Raw genomic sequence first — 21,652 nt, 5'->3', positions numbered from 1 at the left:
GAACAAGATCAAAAAAGCCAGCTAATTTAGCTGGCTTTTTAATATGTAGTTAACGCACTTTAGCGTCTATATCTACTAAGTCTGTCAGATGGCACACTTCACCACCATGAGTTTTAATACCATGCTCACCAAAGTAATCACGTTGAGCTTGAACCAAATGGCCATTACTTGGTGTAGTAAGCGTTGCAAAATATGTTTGTGTTGAACTTAACACTGGGAATGCTAAACCTGTCATCATTGCTTGACCGGTAATTTTACGTAAAGAGATAGCTTCTTTCTCAAGTGTATCTATAAATTCAACACCCTCAGCGATATTATCTAAGTAATCTGCACGAATAATACAACCAGCACGCCATGTTTGGAGCGTTTTAGATAAATCGACTTTCCACTGATGCGCCCGTGATGCCCCTTTAATTAGCGCAAGACCTTGACGATAAGCAAGTAAACTAGCTAATAAAAAGGCTTCTTTAAGCTCTTCCAAATCAAGTTCAACCTCTGTGGTAGATTTTGCAGCGTAAGTCATTTCCTTTGCCGCATGAGTATCACATGTATTTGTTAAATGACGAGCTTGCACAGCCGCAACTAGCGATGGCACTGCAATACCGAGCTCTAAAGCATTTTGTGCAGTCCAAAGACCTGTGCCTTTAGCGCCTACTTTATTGTCAATTAAATCGACTAATGACTCATCACTATCCGTTTCTAAAGATAAAATATGGCTAGAAATAGATAATAAATAGCTGTTTAAGTCACCTTCTGACCACTGTTCAAAAATAGCTGCTACTTCTTTTGGAGAACGCTTTGTTCCTAAACGAAGCAACTGATACATTTCAGCAATAAGTTGCATCAACGCATATTCAATACCATTATGAACCATTTTTACAAAGTGGCCGCTTGCTGATTGACCGACTCGGGCAAAACATGAGTCACCTTTGTAGCTGGCAGCTACTTTTTCAAACCACGGCTCGACACGCTCCCAACCGCCTTCTGAACCACTAGCCATCATAGCAGGACCATGACGTGCACCTTCGGCACCACCAGAAATCCCCATAGTGGCAAACTCAAATTTGTTTTGGTACTTTAATTTACGAGTGATGCCGTCTTTGTAGTTACTGTTACCACAATCAACAATAATATCGTCACATTCAACGCCAGCTTCTACTAGTTCAGTACACACTTTATCAACCAGTTCGCCAGCAGGTACTAACAGTAAAATTGAACGAGGTGCTGCTAACCTTTTAACCATGTCATTTAAATCAGACACAATATGCAGACGATCCGCCATGCCTTGGGATTTAGCACAACTTAATAATTCTTCGCCCGCATCGGGGTTTTTATCATAAGCTACGAGTGTCAGCCCTTTTTCTATCAGGTTTAGAGCCAGATTTTTACCCATAACGCCTAACCCTACTAATGCAACTTGCATTTAGTGTCCTCCTCGGTAACAACTATTGGTTAGTAAATGAAAATAATACCGCGCGCATTATACCCAAGCCACTTAAAATTGCGAGCCTGAGTTAAAGCAACCGCTTGTAATACACGCACGGGTATTATATCAAACAACAAGCACCACAGGGATTATTTAACATCAAATAGGACATTGACTGAGGCTGACACCGGTGTCATAATGTCGTAATATTAATTTTGTATAAATTTTGGCAGCAATTAAATAACACTTTGTTTATATATTGTGTTCTCACTGCCTTAAAACACAATGTTTGTGTATGAAACATAAATATTTAAAAACGAATATAACCGTCAACCTGCTTACTCAGTAAGCCCACAGGAGAATTTGATGCTTAGACGCACAAAAATAGTCGCTACCCTTGGACCTGCAACCGATCGTGATAACAACCTAGAAAAAATAATCCGTGCTGGTGCAAACGTAGTGCGTTTGAACTTCTCACATGGCGTAGCACAAGATCATAAAGACCGCGCACAAGCTGTTCGTGATATCGCAAATAACTTAGGCAAGCACGTTGCAATCTTGGCTGATTTACAAGGACCTAAAATTCGTGTTTCTACATTTAAAGAAGGTAAAGTTACTTTAGAAGTAGGCGCTAAGTTTATTCTTGATGCACAAATGGAAAAAGGCCAAGGCGATGTAAACGCAGTTGGTATTGATTATAAAGAATTGCCACAAGATGTCGCACCTGGTGACTTGTTATTATTAAATGATGGATTAATTCAATTAACAGTACAAAGTGTAGAAGGCCACTTAGTACATACCACTGTTACTGTTGGCGGTATTTTATCAAATAACAAAGGAATTAACCGTTTAGGTGGTGGTTTAACAGCACCTGCCTTTACCGAAAAAGATAAAGAAGATTTGCTAACAGCCGCTGAAATCGATGTTGATTATATTGCAGTATCATTCCCTCGTAGTGGCGATGATATGCGTTATGTTCGCTCACTTGCAGAAGCAGCTGGTTCTAAAGCGCAACTTTTAGCAAAAATTGAACGTGCCGAAGCTGTTGAAAGTGTTGAAGCCATCGATGATATCGTGCTTGCATCAGACTCTGTTATGGTTGCCCGTGGTGATTTAGGTGTTGAAATAGGTGATGCTGCTTTAATGGGAAAACAAAAACTCATTATAAGCCGTGCCCGTTCTCTTAATCGTACTGTTGTAACTGCTACACAGATGATGGAATCAATGATCGATAACCCTATGCCAACGCGTGCAGAAGTTATGGATGTTGCAAACGCAGTACTAGACGGCACAGATGCTGTGATGCTGTCAGCAGAAACTGCTGCGGGTGATTACCCTGAAGAAACCGTGGCCACAATGGCGCGTGTTTGTCTTGGGGCAGAGTCACAAAAAGAAACCCACGTTTCTAAACACCGCTTAGATAGCCGTTTTTCTTCAAACGCTGAATCAATTGCCTTGTCTGCAATGTATGCAGCTAATCACTTAGATTCAATCAAAGCCATCGTAACGCTGACTGAATCAGGCAGTACAGCTAAACTAATGTCACGTATTAGCTCAGGTTTACCTATTTTCTCTCTTTCACGTCATGCAAGTACACTAGGACAGACAGCGCTTTATCGCGGTGTTTACCCTGTGTTCTTTGACTCTACTAAGTGTGAAAAAGATAACATGGTTAAAGATGCACTCAGTACACTCGTTGCCGACGGCTCACTTAGCTCAGGCGATACCGTAATTATTACTCACGGTGATGCAATGGAAACAATCGGTGCAACAAATACCATGAAAATTGTAACTGTTGCCTAATAGTATTGTTAAATTAAAAACGCGAGCATAATTGCTCGCGTTTTTAATCGATAAATTGTTAGCTAATTAATCTATATTGAAATTAACTTGCAAGTGCAGCCTTCACTTTATCTCGATAGCTACGGCTTACCTTTAGCTCTTGGCCATTATCTAAAACTAATAAATATTCACCACTTACTTGTGTTACGAGCTTGCTTATTTGTTTCGTATTTACAATGGCACTTCTATGTACCCTGACAAACAATTTAGGATCTAATTCTTGCTCAAGCTCTTTCATTGTTTTACGTAAAATATGAGTTTGGCCATCTTGGCAGTGCAAACACATATAATCACCAGCGGCATCAACCCACTGAATTGTTGCAACAGGCACTCTGATAATTTCACCCTGCTCTTTTACAGCTAGAGACTCGGGATAACGTTTATCTGATAAAGTATCGCCAGTGGCTAACTTCTTTAAAATCTCTTCACAATTATTTCCTGTAATACCTGCTACAAAACTAGCTAATTTCTTCTTATGGGCGTTGTCTTGTTGAGTTTTTAAATAAGTATGCACTTTTTCTACCGCCTGTTTTAGTCTGTTGTCATCGACTGGTTTAAGAATGTAATCTAAAGCATGTATTTCAAACGCTTTGACCGCGAACTGATCAAATGCCGTTACGAATACAATAGCGGGTAATGCTCTTACACTCTCACTGAGTGCTCTTGCTACCTCAAAACCGTTCATTCCTGGCATTTGAATATCTAAAAAAACTAAATCTATTTGCTCTGCATGACAAGCATCTATAGCCTCTTGACCTGAATTACACAGTTTTATAACCTCAATTTCCTCAAACTCTTCCAACCTTACTGCTAAGCCTCTACGTGCTAAAGGTTCGTCATCGACAATTAGGGTTTTAATCTTGCTCATTTTTTCATAGCCTTCTCAAATGGAACGCGCAGATTTACTTTTAATCCACTTGGCGTATTATGTGACAATACAAACGAATAGTTGTTTTCATACAAGGTTTTTAAACGATCTTTGGTATTTGCAATACCCACTCCTTGTGCATTAACTAACTGGCCATTCGACAACTCAGTACCAGGGCCATTATCGCCTACTTCCAATAATAGTTCATTAGCAAATACTTGGGCTTTTATGTCAATCTCACCACCCTGTGCTAGGTGGGCAATTGCGTATTTAATCGCGTTTTCAATAATAGGTTGTAATATCAAACTCGGTACAAGGGCATTTTTTGCCTCATTACTTACTTCTACATTAACCTTTAAACGCTCATCGAACCTAACACGCTCTATCTCAAGGTATAACATTAATGCGTGTATTTCTTGTTCTAGTGGTACTTTTTTAATTGGATCGGTATTTAATGTATACCTTAAGAAATCACTTAACTTTGAAACCATCAAGTTGGCGTCTTTATTTTCTTTAACCAATATTAAGGTCGAAATTGCATTAAGTGTATTAAATAAAAAGTGGGGATTAAGCTGGTAGCGCAGCATTTTAAGCTGTGCTTCATGAGCCATTGTGGTGGCTTTGAGCGCTTTTTGGCGTTCGCTTTGGAGTAGCTGGTAGTATTTGATACCAAAATATAGGCCACTCCAACATAAAATAATATATACCGAATCAAGACCTTGCTGAAAATAATAAAACCATTCATTAGGCCTATAGCCATGACGATATATTTCCCACAAGTTGAACTTTTGCACAACAGCCCATAATGTGCCGGTGACATACGAAGCACTAAATACCACTAACATGAGAATCCAAGGGGATGCATTCCATGCTTTTCGATACATATAACGAAGTGGCACCGTCATTAAACATCCGGCGTAAGCGTTAAGCACAATGACAAATACGTAAATATCACGCATTTCAAAGACTTTTGAGCCAATGTAATTTACGAGAGCGTAACCTATCCAACCTGCAACTTGTAGGACCCAGAAGAAGCGTTGGCGGTCATCAACTAGAGATTGCCAATTCAAAATATATTTTTACCTCATTTATTTGTAATTATTATATCGGCTTAGTAGAAGTTAAATCACTACTTCCCATCTTGCTTTTTAAGAGGCTTACCGCAAAAAATTTTATTTTGCCCACAAAAAAAGGAGCCTAAGGCTCCTTTTCAATACTTATATGTAAAAGCTTAAGCAGCCGCTAGGCCTTCTTTTGCTTTTTCAACAAGCGCTGCGAATGCAACTTGGTCATAAACAGCGATATCTGCAAGGATCTTACGATCGATTTCTACAGATGTCTTTTTAAGACCATTGATAAAACGGCTGTAAGACAGACCATTTTGACGTGATGCAGCATTGATACGTGCAATCCATAATTGACGGAAAGTACGTTTCTTAGCACGACGGTCACGGTAAGCGTATTGACCCGCTTTAGTAACAGCCTGGAAAGCTACGCGGTAAACACGTGAACGTGCTCCGTAGTAACCTTTTGCTTGTTTTAAAACTTTTTTGTGACGTGCACGTGCGACAACGCCGCGTTTAACTCTTGCCATTTCTAAAAACCCCTATTAAGCGAATGGTAACATACGTGAAACTAGACCATGGTCATTCTTATGAACCATCATCTTAGGACGTAGGTGTAACTTACGCTTAGAAGTTTTCTTAGTCAGAATATGACGAAGATGCGCTTGTTTACGCTTGAAACCGCCAGAAGCAGTTTTCTTGAAACGCTTAGCCGCGCCTCTGTGACTTTTTAGCTTATAAGCCATTGCAATAACTCCAAATGTATTGCTTTAAAATTAGTAAGCAGGCGTGAGATATATTGCTATAGCTCCACTTTTAGGCCTAACTTACTGCCATATTCCGGTGAAAACTCAACATAAATGCTGCAGTTTTACTTTAAAACCGGTTAACTCAGGTGAATATTCGCATATTACTTGCAGACCTGAGCTAAATTCGGTGCGTATCTTAGCTCGTTTATTACTTTTTAGCAATAGGAGACATCATCATAACCATTTGACGTCCCTCAACACGATTTGGGAAAGACTCAACTTGCGCAAGTTCTTCTAAATCAGCTTTAATACGGTTTAGTAGTTCGATACCAATTTCTTGGTGCGCCATTTCACGGCCACGGAAACGAATAGTGATTTTAGCTTTATCACCCGCTTCTAAGAACTTACGTAAGTTACGAAGCTTAACCTGATAATCACCTTCATCCGTACCTGGACGGAATTTGATTTCTTTTATCTGGATTTGCTTTTGCTTCTTCTTCTGCTCTTTTAGTTCTTTGCTTTTTTCAAAGATGAACTTACCGTAGTCCATGACTTTACACACAGGCGGCTCAGCATTTGGGCTGATCTCTACTAGATCAACACCTGCTTCATCAGCCATAGCTTGCGCATCTCTTAATGTTTGAATGCCAGCTTGCTCGCCTTCGATGTCGATTAAACGAACTTCTTTAGCTGTAATTTCATCGTTGATACGATTTTTTTGAGCTGTTTGTTGCCCTTTCTTGCCGCCTCTAATGGTACGTTCCTCCAAGAATATCAAATAATAAGTGTGCAGTTAGCAGTTGTGTTAATGCTCTGCACACCGGATTTTTATTGTCGATTTTTAATTTCTTCACTGATTTTAGCGACGAAATCATCAACGTTAAATTTGCCCAGATCTTCACCTGTGCGGGTACGTACTGCCACTTCTTGTTGTTCAACTTCTTTATCGCCAACAACAAGTAAGTAAGGAATACGTTTTAATGTATGTTCTCGGATTTTAAAGCCAATCTTCTCATTTCTCAAGTCAGCAGCGGCTCTAATTCCAAGTTTATTTAATTTTTGTACAATTTCGTGCACATAATCCGCTTGTTTATCGGTAATATTCATAATCACCACTTGCTTAGGTGCAAGCCACGTAGGGAATAAACCTGCATACTCTTCGGTTAAAATACCGATAAAACGTTCAATTGAACCGAGTATAGCACGGTGGATCATTACCGGTGTACGACGTTCGTTGTTTTCAGCAACATAAGTAGCACCTAAACGACCAGGTAATGCAAAATCTAGTTGCACTGTACCACACTGCCACGCTCTGTCTAAACAATCGTACAAAGTAAATTCAATTTTAGGACCGTAGAAGGCACCTTCACCCGGTAAATAATCAAATTCTATGTCATTTGCTTTGAGAGCATCGGCCAGTGCTTGCTCGGCTTTATCCCAAACTTCATCTTCACCGATACGCTTTTCAGGGCGTGTAGAAAGCTTAACAACTATTTTTTCAAAGCCAAACGTTTCGTACGTGTCGTAAACCATTTTGATACATGATGATACTTCATCCATCACTTGGTCTTCTGTACAGAAAACGTGAGCGTCATCTTGAGTAAAGCCACGAACACGCATTAGCCCGTGTAAGGCGCCTGACGGTTCATTACGGTGACAACAACCAAACTCAGCCATACGCAGTGGTAAGTCACGGTAAGATTTTAAACCTTGATTAAAAATCTGTACGTGACCCGGGCAATTCATAGGCTTAATTGCATACTCACGCTTTTCAGACTCAGTGGTAAACATCGCATCTGAATATTTATCCCAGTGACCCGATTTTTCCCATAACGAACGGTCCATCATCATTGGACCTTTTACTTCTTCGTATTGGTACTCACGTAGTTTTTCACGTACAAACTCTTCAAGTTCACGGTAAATGCTCCAACCATCGTTGTGCCAAAACACCATACCAGGCGCTTCTTCTTGCCAATGCCATAAATCAAGGGCTTTACCAATACGACGGTGGTCGCGTTTTTCAGCTTCTTCTAAGCGCTTTAAATAGGCTTTAAGTTGCTTTTTATCGCCCCAAGCTGTGCCGTAAATACGTTGTAGCATTTTGTTTTCTGAATCACCACGCCAATAAGCACCCGCCACTTTCATAATTTTGAAATGTTGGCAGAACTTCATATTTGGTACGTGAGGACCACGACACATATCAACATACTCTTCATGATGATACAGACCTGGGCGGTCATCTTTAGCGATGTTCTCGTCTAAGATTTCAATCTTGTATGTTTCGCCGCGCGCTTCAAATGCATCGCGCGCTTCTTGCCAGCTGACGGTTTTTTTCACTACGTCGTAGTTTGTTTTTGCAAGTTGTAACATGCGCTTTTCAATGGCATCTAAGTCTTCTTGACTTAGTGAGTGTTCCATATCGATATCGTAATAAAATCCGTTATCAATAGTTGGACCGATGGCCATTTTTGCTTCAGGGAATAACTGTTTAACAGCATGACCTATTAAGTGAGCACATGAGTGACGAATGATCTCTAACCCATCGTCGTCTTTCGCGGTGATAATTTCTAAGCGTGAATCTTCAGAAATTAAATCGCATGCATCAACACGATCGCCATTAACACGACCAGCAATGGTTGCTTTAGCAAGGCCTGGGCCAATATCGTTGGCTACATCAAGAGTACTAACTGGGTTTTCAAAACTACGCTGACTGCCGTCAGGGAGGGTAATAACTGGCATTATAAATCCTTTGTACAGTGGTGACGCCTACAATGCATCACATGTATTTAAATAAATTAAAAAAAGTAACTCCACAACGCTTTTACGAATAAGCATTGTTATCGTTAACCATTTACGGTTAATGCACCTGTTGAGTCTTGCTAAGTGCAGCTATATTGTCGCGTCTGAAACTGCGAAATACAAGTATTTACAGCGACAAATTGACAAATAAGCGCTTCATTTCATACTTAAGCTAATTTCAGCTGCGAGAAACAATTATGTCCGTCAGTAAATCAATCAGATTCGCTAGCCTAAACTTACTTAATTATGCAGCTCCCCCCTTTTCTTTTTATCAGCTCCATGAGCGTTATAACGCCACTCAATGGCGACAGAAACAAACATTTATTGAAGACTTTTTAATCGAGAGTAGAGCTGATATTGTGGCCTTTCAAGAGGTATTTAGTATTCAATCTTTGCAAACATTATGTAAAGAGCACGGGTATGATTATTTTGAAACTGTGTCGACACCCAGAAGTGACAACCTTTATCCTCAAGTGTTATTTAACCCCGTTGTGGCTATTGCATCAAAAATACCAATTCATGACTCCCAAGCACTTAGTCCCTGTCCAGAATTACTCGAATATCTTAATAATCAAAGTGAGTTTAAGTTTAATCGCACACCTATAAAGTGTCGGATTGAATTGCCACATTTAGGTGCAGTGTATTGCTATATCGTCCACTTTAAATCTCAACGTGTACATTCAATGTCCCATATGCTTAATATCCATAACCAAGAAGATCCATTGCTGGTATTACTTCAACAAACGGTCGGCATGATGCAATCCCAAATTTCTCGTTCTTTAGAGGCATCGATCGTTTATTATGATGCATTGAAAACACAGCGAGAACATGACTGTGCAACGATTGTGCTTGGTGACTTCAATGATAATATTGATAGTCCAGCACTTGCTTTTATGACACAAGGTTTCCACCCGACTCGATGTGAACCTTGTAAAGAATTTTCACAACCGATTGTTGGCCTAAGTGATGCATTTTCTTTGAGCAATCAATATAATGCCGGCACAAAAAAACCTTTTAGCCACTACTATAATGGCCATGGAAATGTTTTAGATTACATTTTAGTCTCTGGTCATTTTAATTCCCTGTGCGCGCTTGGCAGAATTAAATCCCTAGACTATTTAAGCTTTAATGCTCATCTTAACCCTCAGCAGCATGATGAAGATATTTGTTACAGTGATCATGGTGGCGTTGGGATTGAAATCGGGTTTTAATAGACACTGCTTTTAATAAAGTAAATTGATATAATAACGAAAATTAGATTTTTAGAGAGTAATAATGAGAACATGCGGCGTAGAAATAACAGGCAGTGACGTACTGTTGTGTATTTTAAGTAAAGATAACGATGTATTTGATATTCGTGATGTCCGTCAAACCCGCTTTACGTTAGCAAACGGTAATGACACCGAAGTGATGCGTAAATTTCAATTTGATTTTGCAAAATTAATGCAAGATTACCAAATTGATTCTGTTGCTATTCGCGAACGCCAGCCAAAAGGAAAATTTGCAGGTAGTGCGAAAGGCTTCAAAATGGAAACAGCTATCCAATTGATTGAAAACCTAGATGTGCAAGTTTTGAGTCCAACAACCATAAAAGAACAGTTGAAAAGAAACCCTGTCCCAATTGATTTTGAAGAAACTGGGCTAAAGAAATACCAAGAAACCGCATTTATCAATGCTTATGTTTACATAATGCGTAAAACATACCGCCACGATGAAGCGTAAATAAATACAGTTAGCCTTTTAAATTATGTAACGCGAGTGAGTGAACTGTATTTATTAAGTTTACCCTCGCGTTTTTAGTTTCTAATCAATAGAATAAAACTACAAACAGAATCTAATCAGGTGACTCAAACGTTGTTAATAATATTAAATTAAGATAATAAGCGACCTTCCTCAAAACAGATATTGAAGTGTGGCTAAATAAAATATTAATGTATGTTGATTAAGCTTTCAGCCAGCGACTCAATACTTGTTCCAATAAATCAAACTCTATTGGTTTACTTAAATAATCATCCATTCCCGCTTTAAAACACGCATTGACATCTTCTTCCATCACATTTGCAGTAATAGCGATAATAGGCAATTTCTTCCAACGGGCACGCTCTCGTATTATTTTTGTTGTACTAACGCCATCTAGATTAGGCATATGCATATCCATTAGTACTATATCGAACGAAGTATTTTCAAGTATTTCAAGGGCAATCATCCCATCAGCGGCAATGACTACATCTAGATTTAGCTTTTCTAGCATAGATTTTAATACAAGCTGATTGATAGGATTATCTTCAACCAATAAAGCAACCCCCTCTAATTGACTTAAGGTCTGTACAGTCTTGTTAGTTTGCGCTTTAATTGGTAATGCTTTATCAGCTTTGATATAAAACTCAACCTGTGTTCCTTTCCCTTCAATAGAGTGAAGCGTAATTTCACCGCCCAACATTTCCACCAACTCCTTACACAAACTTAACCCCAAGCCTGTACCACCATAGGTCCGTGTTGTACTTTCATCTAATTGTTTAAACGGCTTAAAAATATCAGCTATTTTGTGTTCATTGATACCAATACCCTTATCGCTTACTTCAAAAAATATTTTAAAGTTTGATTCACACACTTGATAATGTACTTTAACTGTTATCTCGCCTTTGTCGGAAAACTTAATGCTATTGCCAACAAGGTTTACGAGTACTTGTGTTAAGCGAGTTTTATCAGAAAGTATATTGACTGGATCACATTCGTTAACCCATCTGATAGAGTTATCCTTGTTAGCGGCAAGTGGCTGAACAATAGCCAACACTTCATTTTTTAGTTGTGATAAAGAAAAGGTGTCATAATTTAATGTTAGCTCACCCTGCTCTATTTTAGATATATCTAATATGTCATTAATAACAGAGAGAAGATGCGTCGCAGAGGAAATACCTATACTGACTAACTTCGTTTCATCAACATCTAATTTAGTAGACTTTTGTAACAATTGCAGTGTTCCTAAAACTCCATTAAGAGGGGTTCGTATTTCATGACTCATATTTGCTAAGAATCGGCTTTTTGTTGCAAGTGCTGCATTCGCTTGCTCTGTAGCCTCTTCAAAAGCTTTTGTACGTTCCACGACTCTTTTTTCTAACTGGCTCTCTCTCAACGATAACTCATCTCTCATTAAAATAAATGCTTTTGATAATTCACCTAACTCGTCATGCCCTTGAGACATAACTTTTGCAGTAAAGTCACCATTTGATAATGCATGAGACGCTTGAGTTAAATTAAAGATGGGTGCATAAATATAGGCAGAAAGCCTAAGCGCTAGAAACAATGTAACTACAAAAACAACCGTACATATTATCCACAAGATATTTTTTAATTCATTTATTTTTTCAAAAATAAGATGGTTAGGTATCACCATCGCAATGCTGTAGCCAGTCGATTTAATTGGTGAAAAAAAGATATGTTCTAGCTCATTTGTTTTTTCATTAAGCAGTTCTACGAAACCAGTGTGGCCTGCAACCATACGCACACCGACTTGTTTAAGTTCTGCCTGGGCCTCTTCAGTAACTCTTAACTTAACACTGACTTTCTCACCAATGCTATTTTTCACCCATTCATCATTTTTCTTAAGAAGCTGAATAACCTTTGCGGCATCCCAGTGGTACATATAAATTCCACTATTGGATACAATCATAAACTGCAAATTATCATCAAATGAGCTCATTACTGAGGATTTAATCGATTCAATTAAGCGTTGTACCTCATCCCACCCTATACTTCCACCAATAAGGCCAACCACCTTATCGTTGTTCAAAACACTCGCACTAATAACAATCTGCCTAACACCTGTAGTATAAGAAATCATAGGCTCTGAAACATATACTATTTCGTCATTTGCACTGTTATTTCCGATAGCTGCTTTCCAGTAGTCGCGTTTTTTTATTGATCTAGGTTTTGAATCCGTCACATTATCATTAAATGTGCGCTTTAAACTCTGTGATATATTTCCCCCTTCAGTATTGTAAAAACTGCCGTCAAGCTCACCTAAAATAAACTTTTCATAATCACCTGTCTTACGCTTTTTTTCTGTCAAAAGAAAGTCGCGCATTTGGCTAAACTGCATTGACCGTATTCGGGGATCTTTTGCAAGCATCGCAATTTCAGTTTTTCTTTCAATAAAATAACGATCAAAAACACCCGCAGCATTTGCAACCTTTGCTTGGGCAGCAACAACACTTAAGCGCTTAGCTTGTTCACTTCCATTTGTGATAACTAAAAAGAACACAATCATTAATGGTAATAGTGAAGTAAGTAACAATATTGTTGTTAATCGTGTCTTTAGTTGCATATTTTATACTTAGAGTGAAAACTGACTTAATTTTAGACTAGTAATAGAAAATATTCGAATATAAACAAGGATGAAAATAGACATGCTCTATCGCTGAGAGCAAAAAAATATTTTAGTATTATTGAAGGGAGGCAGTTTAAAAAGAGTAATCAAGTTTCGGATGGTATAGACGCCATTCATGAGAGCCTATACCATCACAATATTTTTTACTAATTCAGTGTTCAAATGCTCCGACATCACCTGGGAAAACGACCGGAGACTCAATCCCGTTTTCATTAACGGACGCAACACCAAAATAGTAGTTGTCAATAACCACATTTTTCAAGGTAGCTTCACTTACATCACCTACATAGCGGCTAAACTGCCATTGTGGCTCGCTGGTATAACGCCAATAAATACGGTACCCAACCGTGGTTTTATCTGTGTTTTTTTGCCATTTTAACTGTGTACTAGGTTTCACAGCACCTGAAATTTCTACACCCTTTGGTGGTGCAGGTGCCCATGCCATTGATGCAAGACTTACAGCATTAAGCGATGTCAATTTAGCTGCATAATCAAAATCAACACCATCGATAGTATCACCATAAACAATGCCGTCCTCTGTGCGTAAATCTTGATGTTGGTGGTTATAATTTTCATTGGTTTCCATAACTCGAACAGCAGCATACCCCATATCATTAAATGGACGATGGTGACCGCCGCGGCCAAAACGGTCGAGCCTGTAGACCAACATAGTATCTAAATTTGGAATATAACGGTCTGCGATAGTGTCAATATACCGGGCTAGGTTACGGCTTGCAGAGTCTACCTCACCACCGGTAAAACGACGTTTGTGAGCCTGCTCTTTGGTTTCAACTACTCGCGTACCTTCAGAGAATATACGTGCGGTTGTGTTATCGGTGACACCGTTAATACCGGTAATATTGCCGATCATGTCGTTATTCAATACGCCATGGACTTGCCAACCTTGCTTCTGGGCATGTTTTGCTAGTATTTTACCACCAAACAAACCTTGCTCTTCACCTGAAAGCGCCGCATAAACAATTGAGCCATTAAATTTATAGTTTGATAAAACACGAGCGGCTTCAATCACCCCTGCGACACCCGATGCATTATCATTTGCACCCGGTGAGTCACTAGTAAAATCCATTACATCACTTACTCGTGAATCAATATCTCCCGACATCATCACCATACGATTTGGCTCATCCACGCCTCGCTGAATAGCAATAATATTTACCACTTCAACAGGATTAGGAATACGCTTTTCACCAGAAATAGTATCTTTCACTTCAATGACTTCTAAACAGCCACCACATTGTTTAGATATTGCCTCAAACTCAGCTTTTATCCAGCGCCTCGCTGCACCAATACCACGAGTGTCGGATTGTGTTTCAGACAAGGTATGCCGTGTGCCAAAATCAACAAGGGTTTGAATATCGTTTTCAATTCGTGAGGCTGATACGGCCTGTGCTATATCATGAAGTTTTTGTTGGTCTTGATATAAAGGCTGAGCAGCAAATAGCGAACCCGCCATAAGCAAGCTACCTAAAGTAATTACTGATTTTATTGACGTCATTTTATTATTACCTGTAGTGAATATGATTGATGATCTTTTTTATTAGGTATCAACACAGTACGATAGTAAACATAATGTTAGAACTAATTTGAGATAAACCTCCATATTATTCGCTAAACAACAATATTTTATGGGCGTTAAAATTTAGGCATAAAAAAACCAGCATTAGCTGGTTTCTTTAATATTGCTAGCTCATAGCCATCATCATTTTGGCTGGCTCTTCAAGGTAGGATTTCCACAAGTTATTAAAGCGAGCAATGGTGCCGCCATCTATCACTCGGTGATCACCTGACCAACTTACTTGCATAATTGCTTTACTAACCACGTTTCCTTTTGAATCAAACCGAGGTAAATGCTGCAATTTGCCCAGCGCAACAATTGCCACCTCTGGCTTATTAATAATAGGCGTGGCTATAGTACCGCCAATAGCACCTATATTTGAAATGCTGATAGTACCGCCTTTTAAGTCATCTGGACTAACGCGCCCTTCTCTTGCTGCCTCTGTTAAACGCGTTACCGCATTGGCCACATCCACAATGCTTTTAGATTGGCACTGTTTAATATTAGGCACTAAGAGACCAATCTTAGAATCAACCGCCATACCAATATTATGATCGTCAAAATAGGTAAGTTCAGTGCACTCGTCATTCACCTTAGTATTAAGTACTGGGTACTCTTTAAGTGCAAGTGATAGTGCTTTAATGAAAAACGGCATCATCGTAAGCTTTACACCTTGCTGCTTATATTGCTCTTTTAAAGAACTACGTAGTGCAATTAATTCTGTCAGATCGATTTCATCGCAAAAAGTAAAATGAGGAATAGTGCTCACAGAAGCAACCATTTGCTTAGCCATAGCAGCTTTAATGCCTTTTATTGACTCAACACGGGTTCCACCTAATGAAGACGTATTAACACTTTGCTCGGTTGTATCTGTCTTGAGCGGCGATGTATCAATGGTATTGGGTACTTGGCCATTGACAAATTGTTCAATATCTTCTTTGTAAATCCGTCCATTCTTGCCACTGCCTGGCACACATGTCAGGTCAACATCCATCTCACGCGCTTTACGACGCACAGCAGGAGATGCAACCGCTTTTTTATTAACCACTTTAGCACTCTGATTCTTTTCAACCATCGCTTTTGGTTCAACTGCATTGGACTGTGCTTTTACAACGGCTTCGTTAACATCAACATTGACTTGCTGAGTTCCCGCGATGCTCATTTTAAACAAAGGGCTGTGAACTTGCGCTACTTCGCCTTTTGCGTAATAAAGTTTATGAACGGTGCCAGTGTGCTTTGCTGGTATTTGCACCAAGGCTTTATCCGTCATCACATCACAAACAGCTTGATCTTCTTCAATCTGTTCGCCTTCTGCCACTAACCATTCAACGATTTCGCATTCAACAATTCCCTCACCAATATCGGGTAAGATAAAATCTTCGAGTTGCTCAGCCGAGCTATTATTTGCAGTGCTCTCGCTTGGTTTTTCAATCTCTGACGTTTTTGTCTCTTCACCAGCAACTTCCATTGCAAATAACGGTGCATGAACAGCCGCAATATCACCTTTTTGATAATATAATTTTGAAATTACACCATCATGAACAGCGGGTATTTGTACCAATGCTTTATCTGTCATTACATCGCAAATCGGTTGATCTTCAGTAACAGTGTCACCTTCAGATACTAGCCATTCAACGACTTCACATTCAACAATGCCTTCACCAATATCCGGTAAAATAAAATCTTTAGCCATGATAACTCCTAAAATTCGACCGATTGCTTAATGGCAGCAAGTACTTTTAATGCATCTGGCACATATTCTTTCTCCAGTGCCAGCGGGTAAGGTGTATCAAGCCCACATACACGCAAGATTGGAGACTCTAAATGTAAAAAGCATTCTTGTTGAATAGTTGCAGCTATCTCACTACCAAAACCATTCGTGATAGGTGCCTCATGGCTTATTACTAATCGCCCTGTTTTCGTAACTGACTTGGCAATGGTGTCAAGATCCCAAGGCAGTATGCTACGTAAATCTATCACTTCACAGCTGATACCTTGCTCAGCTGCTTGCTTAGCTGCATCTTCAATAATTTCCATCTGTGCGCCCCAAGCAAGTAATGTTACGTCACTTCCTTGCTCTACAACTTCAGCTTTTCCAAGTTCAATACTGTAATCTTCTTCTGGAACTTCACCAGTAGAGGCACGATATAAACGTTTAGGCTCAAAGAATATAACCGGGTTATCGTCTTTAATTGATGCACGCAATAGCCCCTTTGCTTGGTATGGGTTACGTGGTACTACAATTTTAAGCCCTGGGGTATGTGCAAAATATGCTTCTGGAGATTGCGAGTGGTACAACCCACCTGCAATACCACCACCGTAAGGTGTACGAATTGTAAGATTACCAACATTAAACTCATTACCACTACGATAACGGAATTTTGCTGATTCATTCACTATTTGGTCAAATGCAGGGAAAATATAATCCGCAAACTGTATCTCAGCCAGTGCAGGCGCACCAAATGCCGCAAGGCCATTAGCAAAACCCAATATACCCTGCTCAGTTAATGGCGTATTAAAAACACGATGTTGGCCATACTTTTCTTGTAAACCCGATGTCGCACGAAAAACGCCACCAAAATAACCCACATCTTCACCAAAAATACAGGCTTGAGGGTGTTCTGCCATGGTAATATCAAGGGCTGAATTAATTGCATGTAACATATTCATTTTAGCCATTACTTAATTCTCCCTGCAGTAACTGGGTATGCGTCTGGATGCTGTTTTATATGTGATTTAAGCTGCTCATATTGACGTTGCAATGAGGGGATTGGCGTATCGTAAACATCAGAGATTAATTCTTCTAAGTCTGGTTTTTCGACCACTTCAGCTCGCTTCAATGCAGCTAAGATATCTTCACGAATCTGCTCTTTCGCTTTTACATCGTCATCATCGTTAAGCCAGTCTTTTTTGATTAACCATTTACGAAAACGTTCTATTGGGCAAGCTTGATAATTTGCTTCTTCAGCTTTTGAGCGGTAGCCACTTGGATCATCCGATGTTGAATGTGCTCCCAAACGATAAGCTATAGATTCGATTAAAACGGGCTCACCTGTTGTTGAAGCAATTTCACGTGCTTTTTGTGTTGCGGCGAAAACCGCTAATGCATCCGCACCATCAACACGAATGGTTTTAATTCCGTAACCGACACCACGAGATGCAATACCATCCCCTTTGAATTGCTCATCCGCAGGTGTCGAAATAGCATAACCGTTATTACGCGCAAAAAAGATAACCGGAGACTTATGAACAGCCGCCATATTTAAGCCTGCATGGAAGTCACCTTCAGATGCAGCTCCTTCACCAAAATAACATATCGTAACGTTGTCTATCTTGCTACTTAACTCACCGGTTTTAGCATCAATATGTTTTATTTTTTGACCGTATGCGTAACCTGTTGCCTGTGGAATTTGCGTCCCTAATGGTGAAGATATAGTCATGTAATTAAGTTCAGCACTGCCGTAATGTATTGGCATCTGGCGACCTTTACCCAAATCAAGTTCATTAGAAAACATCTGATTCATAAATTGGTCAAGGGTAAAACCACGGTAATGCAAAGCAGCTTGTTCACGGTATTGAGCCATAATCATGTCATCTTGATCAAGCGCAGCAGCTGATGCAGTAACAGCGGCCTCTTCGCCTAAGCATTGCATATAAAAACTAACGCGGCCTTGACGCTGTGCAGCTTGCATTCGTTCATCTAAAGCACGAATAAAGCGCATCGTTTCGTATAAGCGAATAGCAGTTTCTTTCATTATATCTGGTGCTGTTGCACCGCTAAGAATATCGCCGTCCTCGTTTAAAATGCTCAAGGTTGGAATATTTAAAGCATGACCATCTATAAAAGCAAGTTCATGACTAATATTCTGCGATACGTTATTTGGGTTGCTCATAACCTACCTTCTTTTGTTGTCGAATTTACAGTGCCAATTAGGTTAACCATTAAAGGTTAGTTATTATTATTGATGTTTTTTGCTAGGTTAAAGTTTGCAAAAACTGCACTGTAATTAAATTAAAGCTGCCATCACTTTACGTTAACGTAAAGTGTTATTCAACTAATCATAGACAAATGCGGAGTAAATGGCGAGATAAAGACTGGAAAGTTAACTATACAATATAAACTGTTATTCTAAATCATATAGTTAACTATAAATAGCGAGATGTATCTAAATGAAATTCTTATTAATTTCAAGGGGTACAACCGTTAACAACGCCCGTTGTCCAAGTGCTACATCGGCGTTAGGAAAGATGATTGCTTCCCCATCAACGTCAGCGTAATAACAGGTCTGACCATCAGTTGCGAGTAATTCGCCTTTAGCAAAGCCAGTAAAATTAACTGCATCGTCAGAAAATGGAAATGAAAACGCCTCTTCTGTGCGATTAATAGAACGATGCACTGAAAACAGCTCAAAGTCATTTGCATCAAATTCCTTGTATTTAACACTTTCTTGACTAATTAATGCAGTTAACGTTTGCTTAGTTTGTAAAAATCGACTCATGTCATTTTGACCAAATGGCTTTACTTGACCAAGTTCAACAGTGAATGAGTCTGCACCATGAACGTACGACGAATAATAACTAAATGTCGTTGCCGCTGACTTCATCATTAATACCGTATTCACACCGCAACTTAATAGAAATTGCAGTTGTGACTTTTTCCACGGTTTACCATGAAGATAAGGGTAAACAGCAAACTTATCATTTTTTGAACCTCGAATTGCAGTGTGCAAATCGTAATGGCAACGCGAACGCCCTTCACCACCTCTGGCAAAAAAATCACTCACGTATTGCTCCAGTTTTGCTGCGCGAATACGTTCGTTATTCATTGGTGTATTGTCGGTTGTATGGTGTCCGTTAAAAAGTCGATTTAAATTCTCTTCAACAAACCGCTTGCCAATATTTATTGACTGAGGGTTACCGTATATAAATAAGACTCTTTGCGCTAAAACTAACTCTTCACTAATGATAAGTTTAATTAATTCATCACATATTTCGATTGGAGCAGTTTCGTTTCCGTGGACTGCACTAGAGAGTACTATATCTTTGGTACTTGAACCCGGGGGTTGAAACTCAATAACTCCCGTATCATGGATGCTTACTTTTGTACCGTTTTTTAAAGAGAATTCACCTGCCTCTAAGTGCCATTCATTTTCGCGGCTTAATGTAAGGAAATCCCCAGAGGTTTTTAATTCTTCTATATAATCTGATGTGGCTGACATGTTCATCGCCTTTTGTGTGGAGTAAATACAAAAACGGCTGAAAGAATCAGCCGTTTATACAACAATTTTTTAGGTTAGCTGATTACAGAATCAACTAACTTTTTGGCTTCTTTTTCTAGTAAAGCTAAGTGCTCTTCGCCTTTAAAAGATTCCAAATAAATTTTATAAATATCTTCAGTACCTGACGGACGCGCAGCAAACCAACCATTTTCTGTAACGACTTTTAACCCACCAATAGCTGCGTTGTTACCTGGCGCATGGGTTAACTTCTGTAAAATTGGCTCGCCTGCTAAAGTATCAGCGCTAACATCCTGAGCACTTAACCCTTTAAGGCGTTGCTTTTGTTGTGAAGTAGCCGGTGCATCAATACGCTTATACAATGGCGCACCAAATTCTTGTTCAAGTTCTTTATAAAGTGTTGACGGTGTTTTTCCCGTTACTGCTAGAATTTCTGCAGCAAGTAAACCCATAATAAAACCATCTTTATCGGTATTCCAAACTGTACCGTCAAAACGAAGGAACGAAGCGCCTGCGCTTTCTTCACCACCAAATGCCAACGAGCCTTCATTAAGTCCTTCTACAAACCATTTAAACCCAACAGGCACTTCTTTAACTTTATGCTTATTGCGAGAAACAACTCGGTCAATCATCGCACTAGAAACCAGTGTCTTTCCTATTACGACATCATTTGACCAATTACGGTGATTGAGTAAGTAATCTATAGCGACTGCTAAAAAGTGATTTGGATTCATTAAACCATCAGGTGTGACGATACCATGGCGGTCATAATCTGGATCATTACCAATGCCAATATCGAAATCATCTTTTAATGCGATTAAATTTGTCATTGCATAAGGAGATGAGCAATCCATGCGGATTTTACCGTCTTTATCTAAAGGCATAAAACCGAAACGTGGATCAACACTTTCATTTACGACCGTAAGGTCTAAATTAAACTTTTCAGCAATGATTGGCCAAAAATTAATACCAGAACCACCTAATGGGTCGATTCCCACTTTAATTTTTGCCTTCGCAATAGCTTCAACATCAACTACATTAATTAAATCATCAATGTAAGGTGTCATTAAATCTTGATATTTGATAAAACCAGAACGTGATGCTTTTGCAAACGGAAACAACTCTACCTCAACTAAATCTTCAAGTAGTAGTTGGTTTGCACGGTCTTCAACCCATTTTGTTACATCAGTATCAGCTGGGCCGCCATTAGGTGGGTTATATTTAAAGCCACCGTCTTCGGGCGGATTGTGCGAAGGCGTTACCACAATACCATCGGCAAGTTCATGTGGGTTTGCTTTATTATGACAAACAACAGCATGGCTGATCACAGGTGTTGGTGTGAAATCATCGTTTTGCTGAGTTATTACTTGAACCTCATTCGCAACAAGTACCTCTATTGCCGAATTATAAGCCGCTTCACTCAATGCGTGCGTGTCTTTACCAAGGAAAAGCGGGCCAAATATGTTGTTTTGCTTACGATAGTCGCAAATAGCTTGAGTAATGGCGAGTATATGTGATTCATTGAATTTAACATCATATGAACACCCTCGATGGCCAGATGTGCCAAAGGCAACGCATTGCTCAGGGTTTTGTTCTAAATCAGGCTCATTTAAATAATAAGCTGACACTAGTTTTGGTACATTAACTAAATCTGATTGCGTTGCAGGTTTACCTGCACCTGGGTGAATCGCCATTACATTTCCT

Annotated in this window: 17 protein-coding genes; 3 read left to right on the top strand and 14 right to left on the bottom strand. The window is 39.4% G+C overall.

The genetic code is table 11. From position 1 onward, the window contains the following. Positions 1–49 precede the first annotated feature (49 nt). Positions 50–1,423 (bottom strand): NADP-dependent phosphogluconate dehydrogenase, encoded by a 1,374-nt coding sequence (gndA, locus tag ACFI4Z_RS15190; RefSeq protein WP_462671316.1) that lies wholly within the window; start codon positions 1,421–1,423, stop codon positions 50–52. Positions 1,424–1,792: 369 nt separating this feature from the next. On the opposite strand from gndA, the gene pyk reads away from it, so the two are divergent. Next, entirely contained in the window at positions 1,793–3,229 is a 1,437-nt protein-coding gene (pyk, locus tag ACFI4Z_RS15185; RefSeq protein ID WP_462671315.1) for a pyruvate kinase, read from the top strand. Between the two features lie 82 nt (positions 3,230–3,311). On the opposite strand, the gene ACFI4Z_RS15180 is transcribed toward pyk, so the two are convergent. The 6 genes from ACFI4Z_RS15180 to thrS form a co-directional block, all read right to left on the bottom strand. After that, positions 3,312–4,136 (bottom strand): LytR/AlgR family response regulator transcription factor, encoded by an 825-nt coding sequence (locus ACFI4Z_RS15180; protein WP_394190793.1) that lies wholly within the window; start codon positions 4,134–4,136, stop codon positions 3,312–3,314. Continuing rightward, entirely contained in the window at positions 4,133–5,206 is a 1,074-nt protein-coding gene (locus tag ACFI4Z_RS15175; RefSeq protein WP_462671314.1) for a sensor histidine kinase, read from the bottom strand. Before ACFI4Z_RS15175 ends, ACFI4Z_RS15180 begins: the two co-directional genes overlap by 4 nt. Before the next feature lie 161 nt (positions 5,207–5,367). Further along, positions 5,368–5,730, bottom strand: a complete 363-nt coding sequence (rplT, locus tag ACFI4Z_RS15170; RefSeq protein WP_004587841.1) for a 50S ribosomal protein L20 — start codon at positions 5,728–5,730, stop codon at positions 5,368–5,370. 15 nt (positions 5,731–5,745) lie between these two features. Next, positions 5,746–5,946, bottom strand: coding sequence for a 50S ribosomal protein L35 (gene rpmI / locus ACFI4Z_RS15165; RefSeq protein WP_004587840.1), 201 nt, complete (start codon positions 5,944–5,946; stop codon positions 5,746–5,748). Positions 5,947–6,157: 211 nt separating this feature from the next. Beyond that, positions 6,158–6,718: a translation initiation factor IF-3 gene (gene infC / locus ACFI4Z_RS15160; protein WP_082665370.1), complete on the bottom strand. Its 561-nt coding sequence runs from the start codon at positions 6,716–6,718 to the stop codon at positions 6,158–6,160. Between the two features lie 59 nt (positions 6,719–6,777). Then, a complete protein-coding gene (gene thrS / locus ACFI4Z_RS15155; protein WP_462671313.1) occupies positions 6,778–8,688 on the bottom strand; it encodes a threonine--tRNA ligase in 1,911 nt (636 codons plus the stop codon). Positions 8,689–8,945: 257 nt separating this feature from the next. Here thrS and ACFI4Z_RS15150 point away from each other — a divergent pair, with 257 nt between their 5' ends. Beyond that, positions 8,946–9,959 (top strand): endonuclease/exonuclease/phosphatase family protein, encoded by a 1,014-nt coding sequence (locus ACFI4Z_RS15150; protein ID WP_462671312.1) that lies wholly within the window; start codon positions 8,946–8,948, stop codon positions 9,957–9,959. Between the two features lie 64 nt (positions 9,960–10,023). Then, positions 10,024–10,470, top strand: a complete 447-nt coding sequence (locus tag ACFI4Z_RS15145) for a DUF3010 family protein (protein WP_058558714.1) — start codon at positions 10,024–10,026, stop codon at positions 10,468–10,470. Between the two features lie 220 nt (positions 10,471–10,690). Here the strand turns inward: ACFI4Z_RS15145 and ACFI4Z_RS15140 are convergent, their stop codons facing one another. From ACFI4Z_RS15140 to pgm, 7 genes are all read right to left on the bottom strand, one after another. Continuing rightward, positions 10,691–13,015 carry an ATP-binding protein gene (locus ACFI4Z_RS15140; RefSeq protein ID WP_462671311.1) on the bottom strand — a complete coding sequence of 775 codons (2,325 nt, stop codon included), beginning with the start codon at positions 13,013–13,015 and terminating at the stop codon, positions 10,691–10,693. Between the two features lie 271 nt (positions 13,016–13,286). Further along, complete coding sequence (locus tag ACFI4Z_RS15135) at positions 13,287–14,609, bottom strand: M28 family peptidase (RefSeq protein WP_462671319.1); 1,323 nt, start codon at positions 14,607–14,609, stop codon at positions 13,287–13,289. Between the two features lie 229 nt (positions 14,610–14,838). Further along, on the bottom strand, positions 14,839–16,404 hold the full coding sequence (locus ACFI4Z_RS15130; protein WP_462671310.1) for a dihydrolipoyllysine-residue acetyltransferase: 1,566 nt from the start codon (positions 16,402–16,404) through the stop codon (positions 14,839–14,841). A gap of 8 nt (positions 16,405–16,412) precedes the next feature. Next, positions 16,413–17,390, bottom strand: a complete 978-nt coding sequence (locus ACFI4Z_RS15125; protein ID WP_058558710.1) for an alpha-ketoacid dehydrogenase subunit beta — start codon at positions 17,388–17,390, stop codon at positions 16,413–16,415. Then, entirely contained in the window at positions 17,390–18,604 is a 1,215-nt protein-coding gene (locus tag ACFI4Z_RS15120) for a thiamine pyrophosphate-dependent dehydrogenase E1 component subunit alpha (RefSeq protein ID WP_462671309.1), read from the bottom strand. Before ACFI4Z_RS15120 ends, ACFI4Z_RS15125 begins: the two co-directional genes overlap by 1 nt. Before the next feature lie 273 nt (positions 18,605–18,877). Beyond that, positions 18,878–19,930: a succinylglutamate desuccinylase gene (gene astE, locus ACFI4Z_RS15115; protein WP_462671308.1), complete on the bottom strand. Its 1,053-nt coding sequence runs from the start codon at positions 19,928–19,930 to the stop codon at positions 18,878–18,880. Positions 19,931–20,004: 74 nt separating this feature from the next. Then, a complete protein-coding gene (gene pgm, locus ACFI4Z_RS15110) occupies positions 20,005–21,642 on the bottom strand; it encodes a phosphoglucomutase (alpha-D-glucose-1,6-bisphosphate-dependent) (RefSeq protein WP_462671307.1) in 1,638 nt (545 codons plus the stop codon). Positions 21,643–21,652 lie beyond the last annotated feature (10 nt).

Source organism: Pseudoalteromonas sp. RWi3 (genome assembly GCF_054960735.1).
Note: the sequence above shows the minus strand (reverse complement) of the source record. Positions and strands in the feature narration are given on the sequence as shown.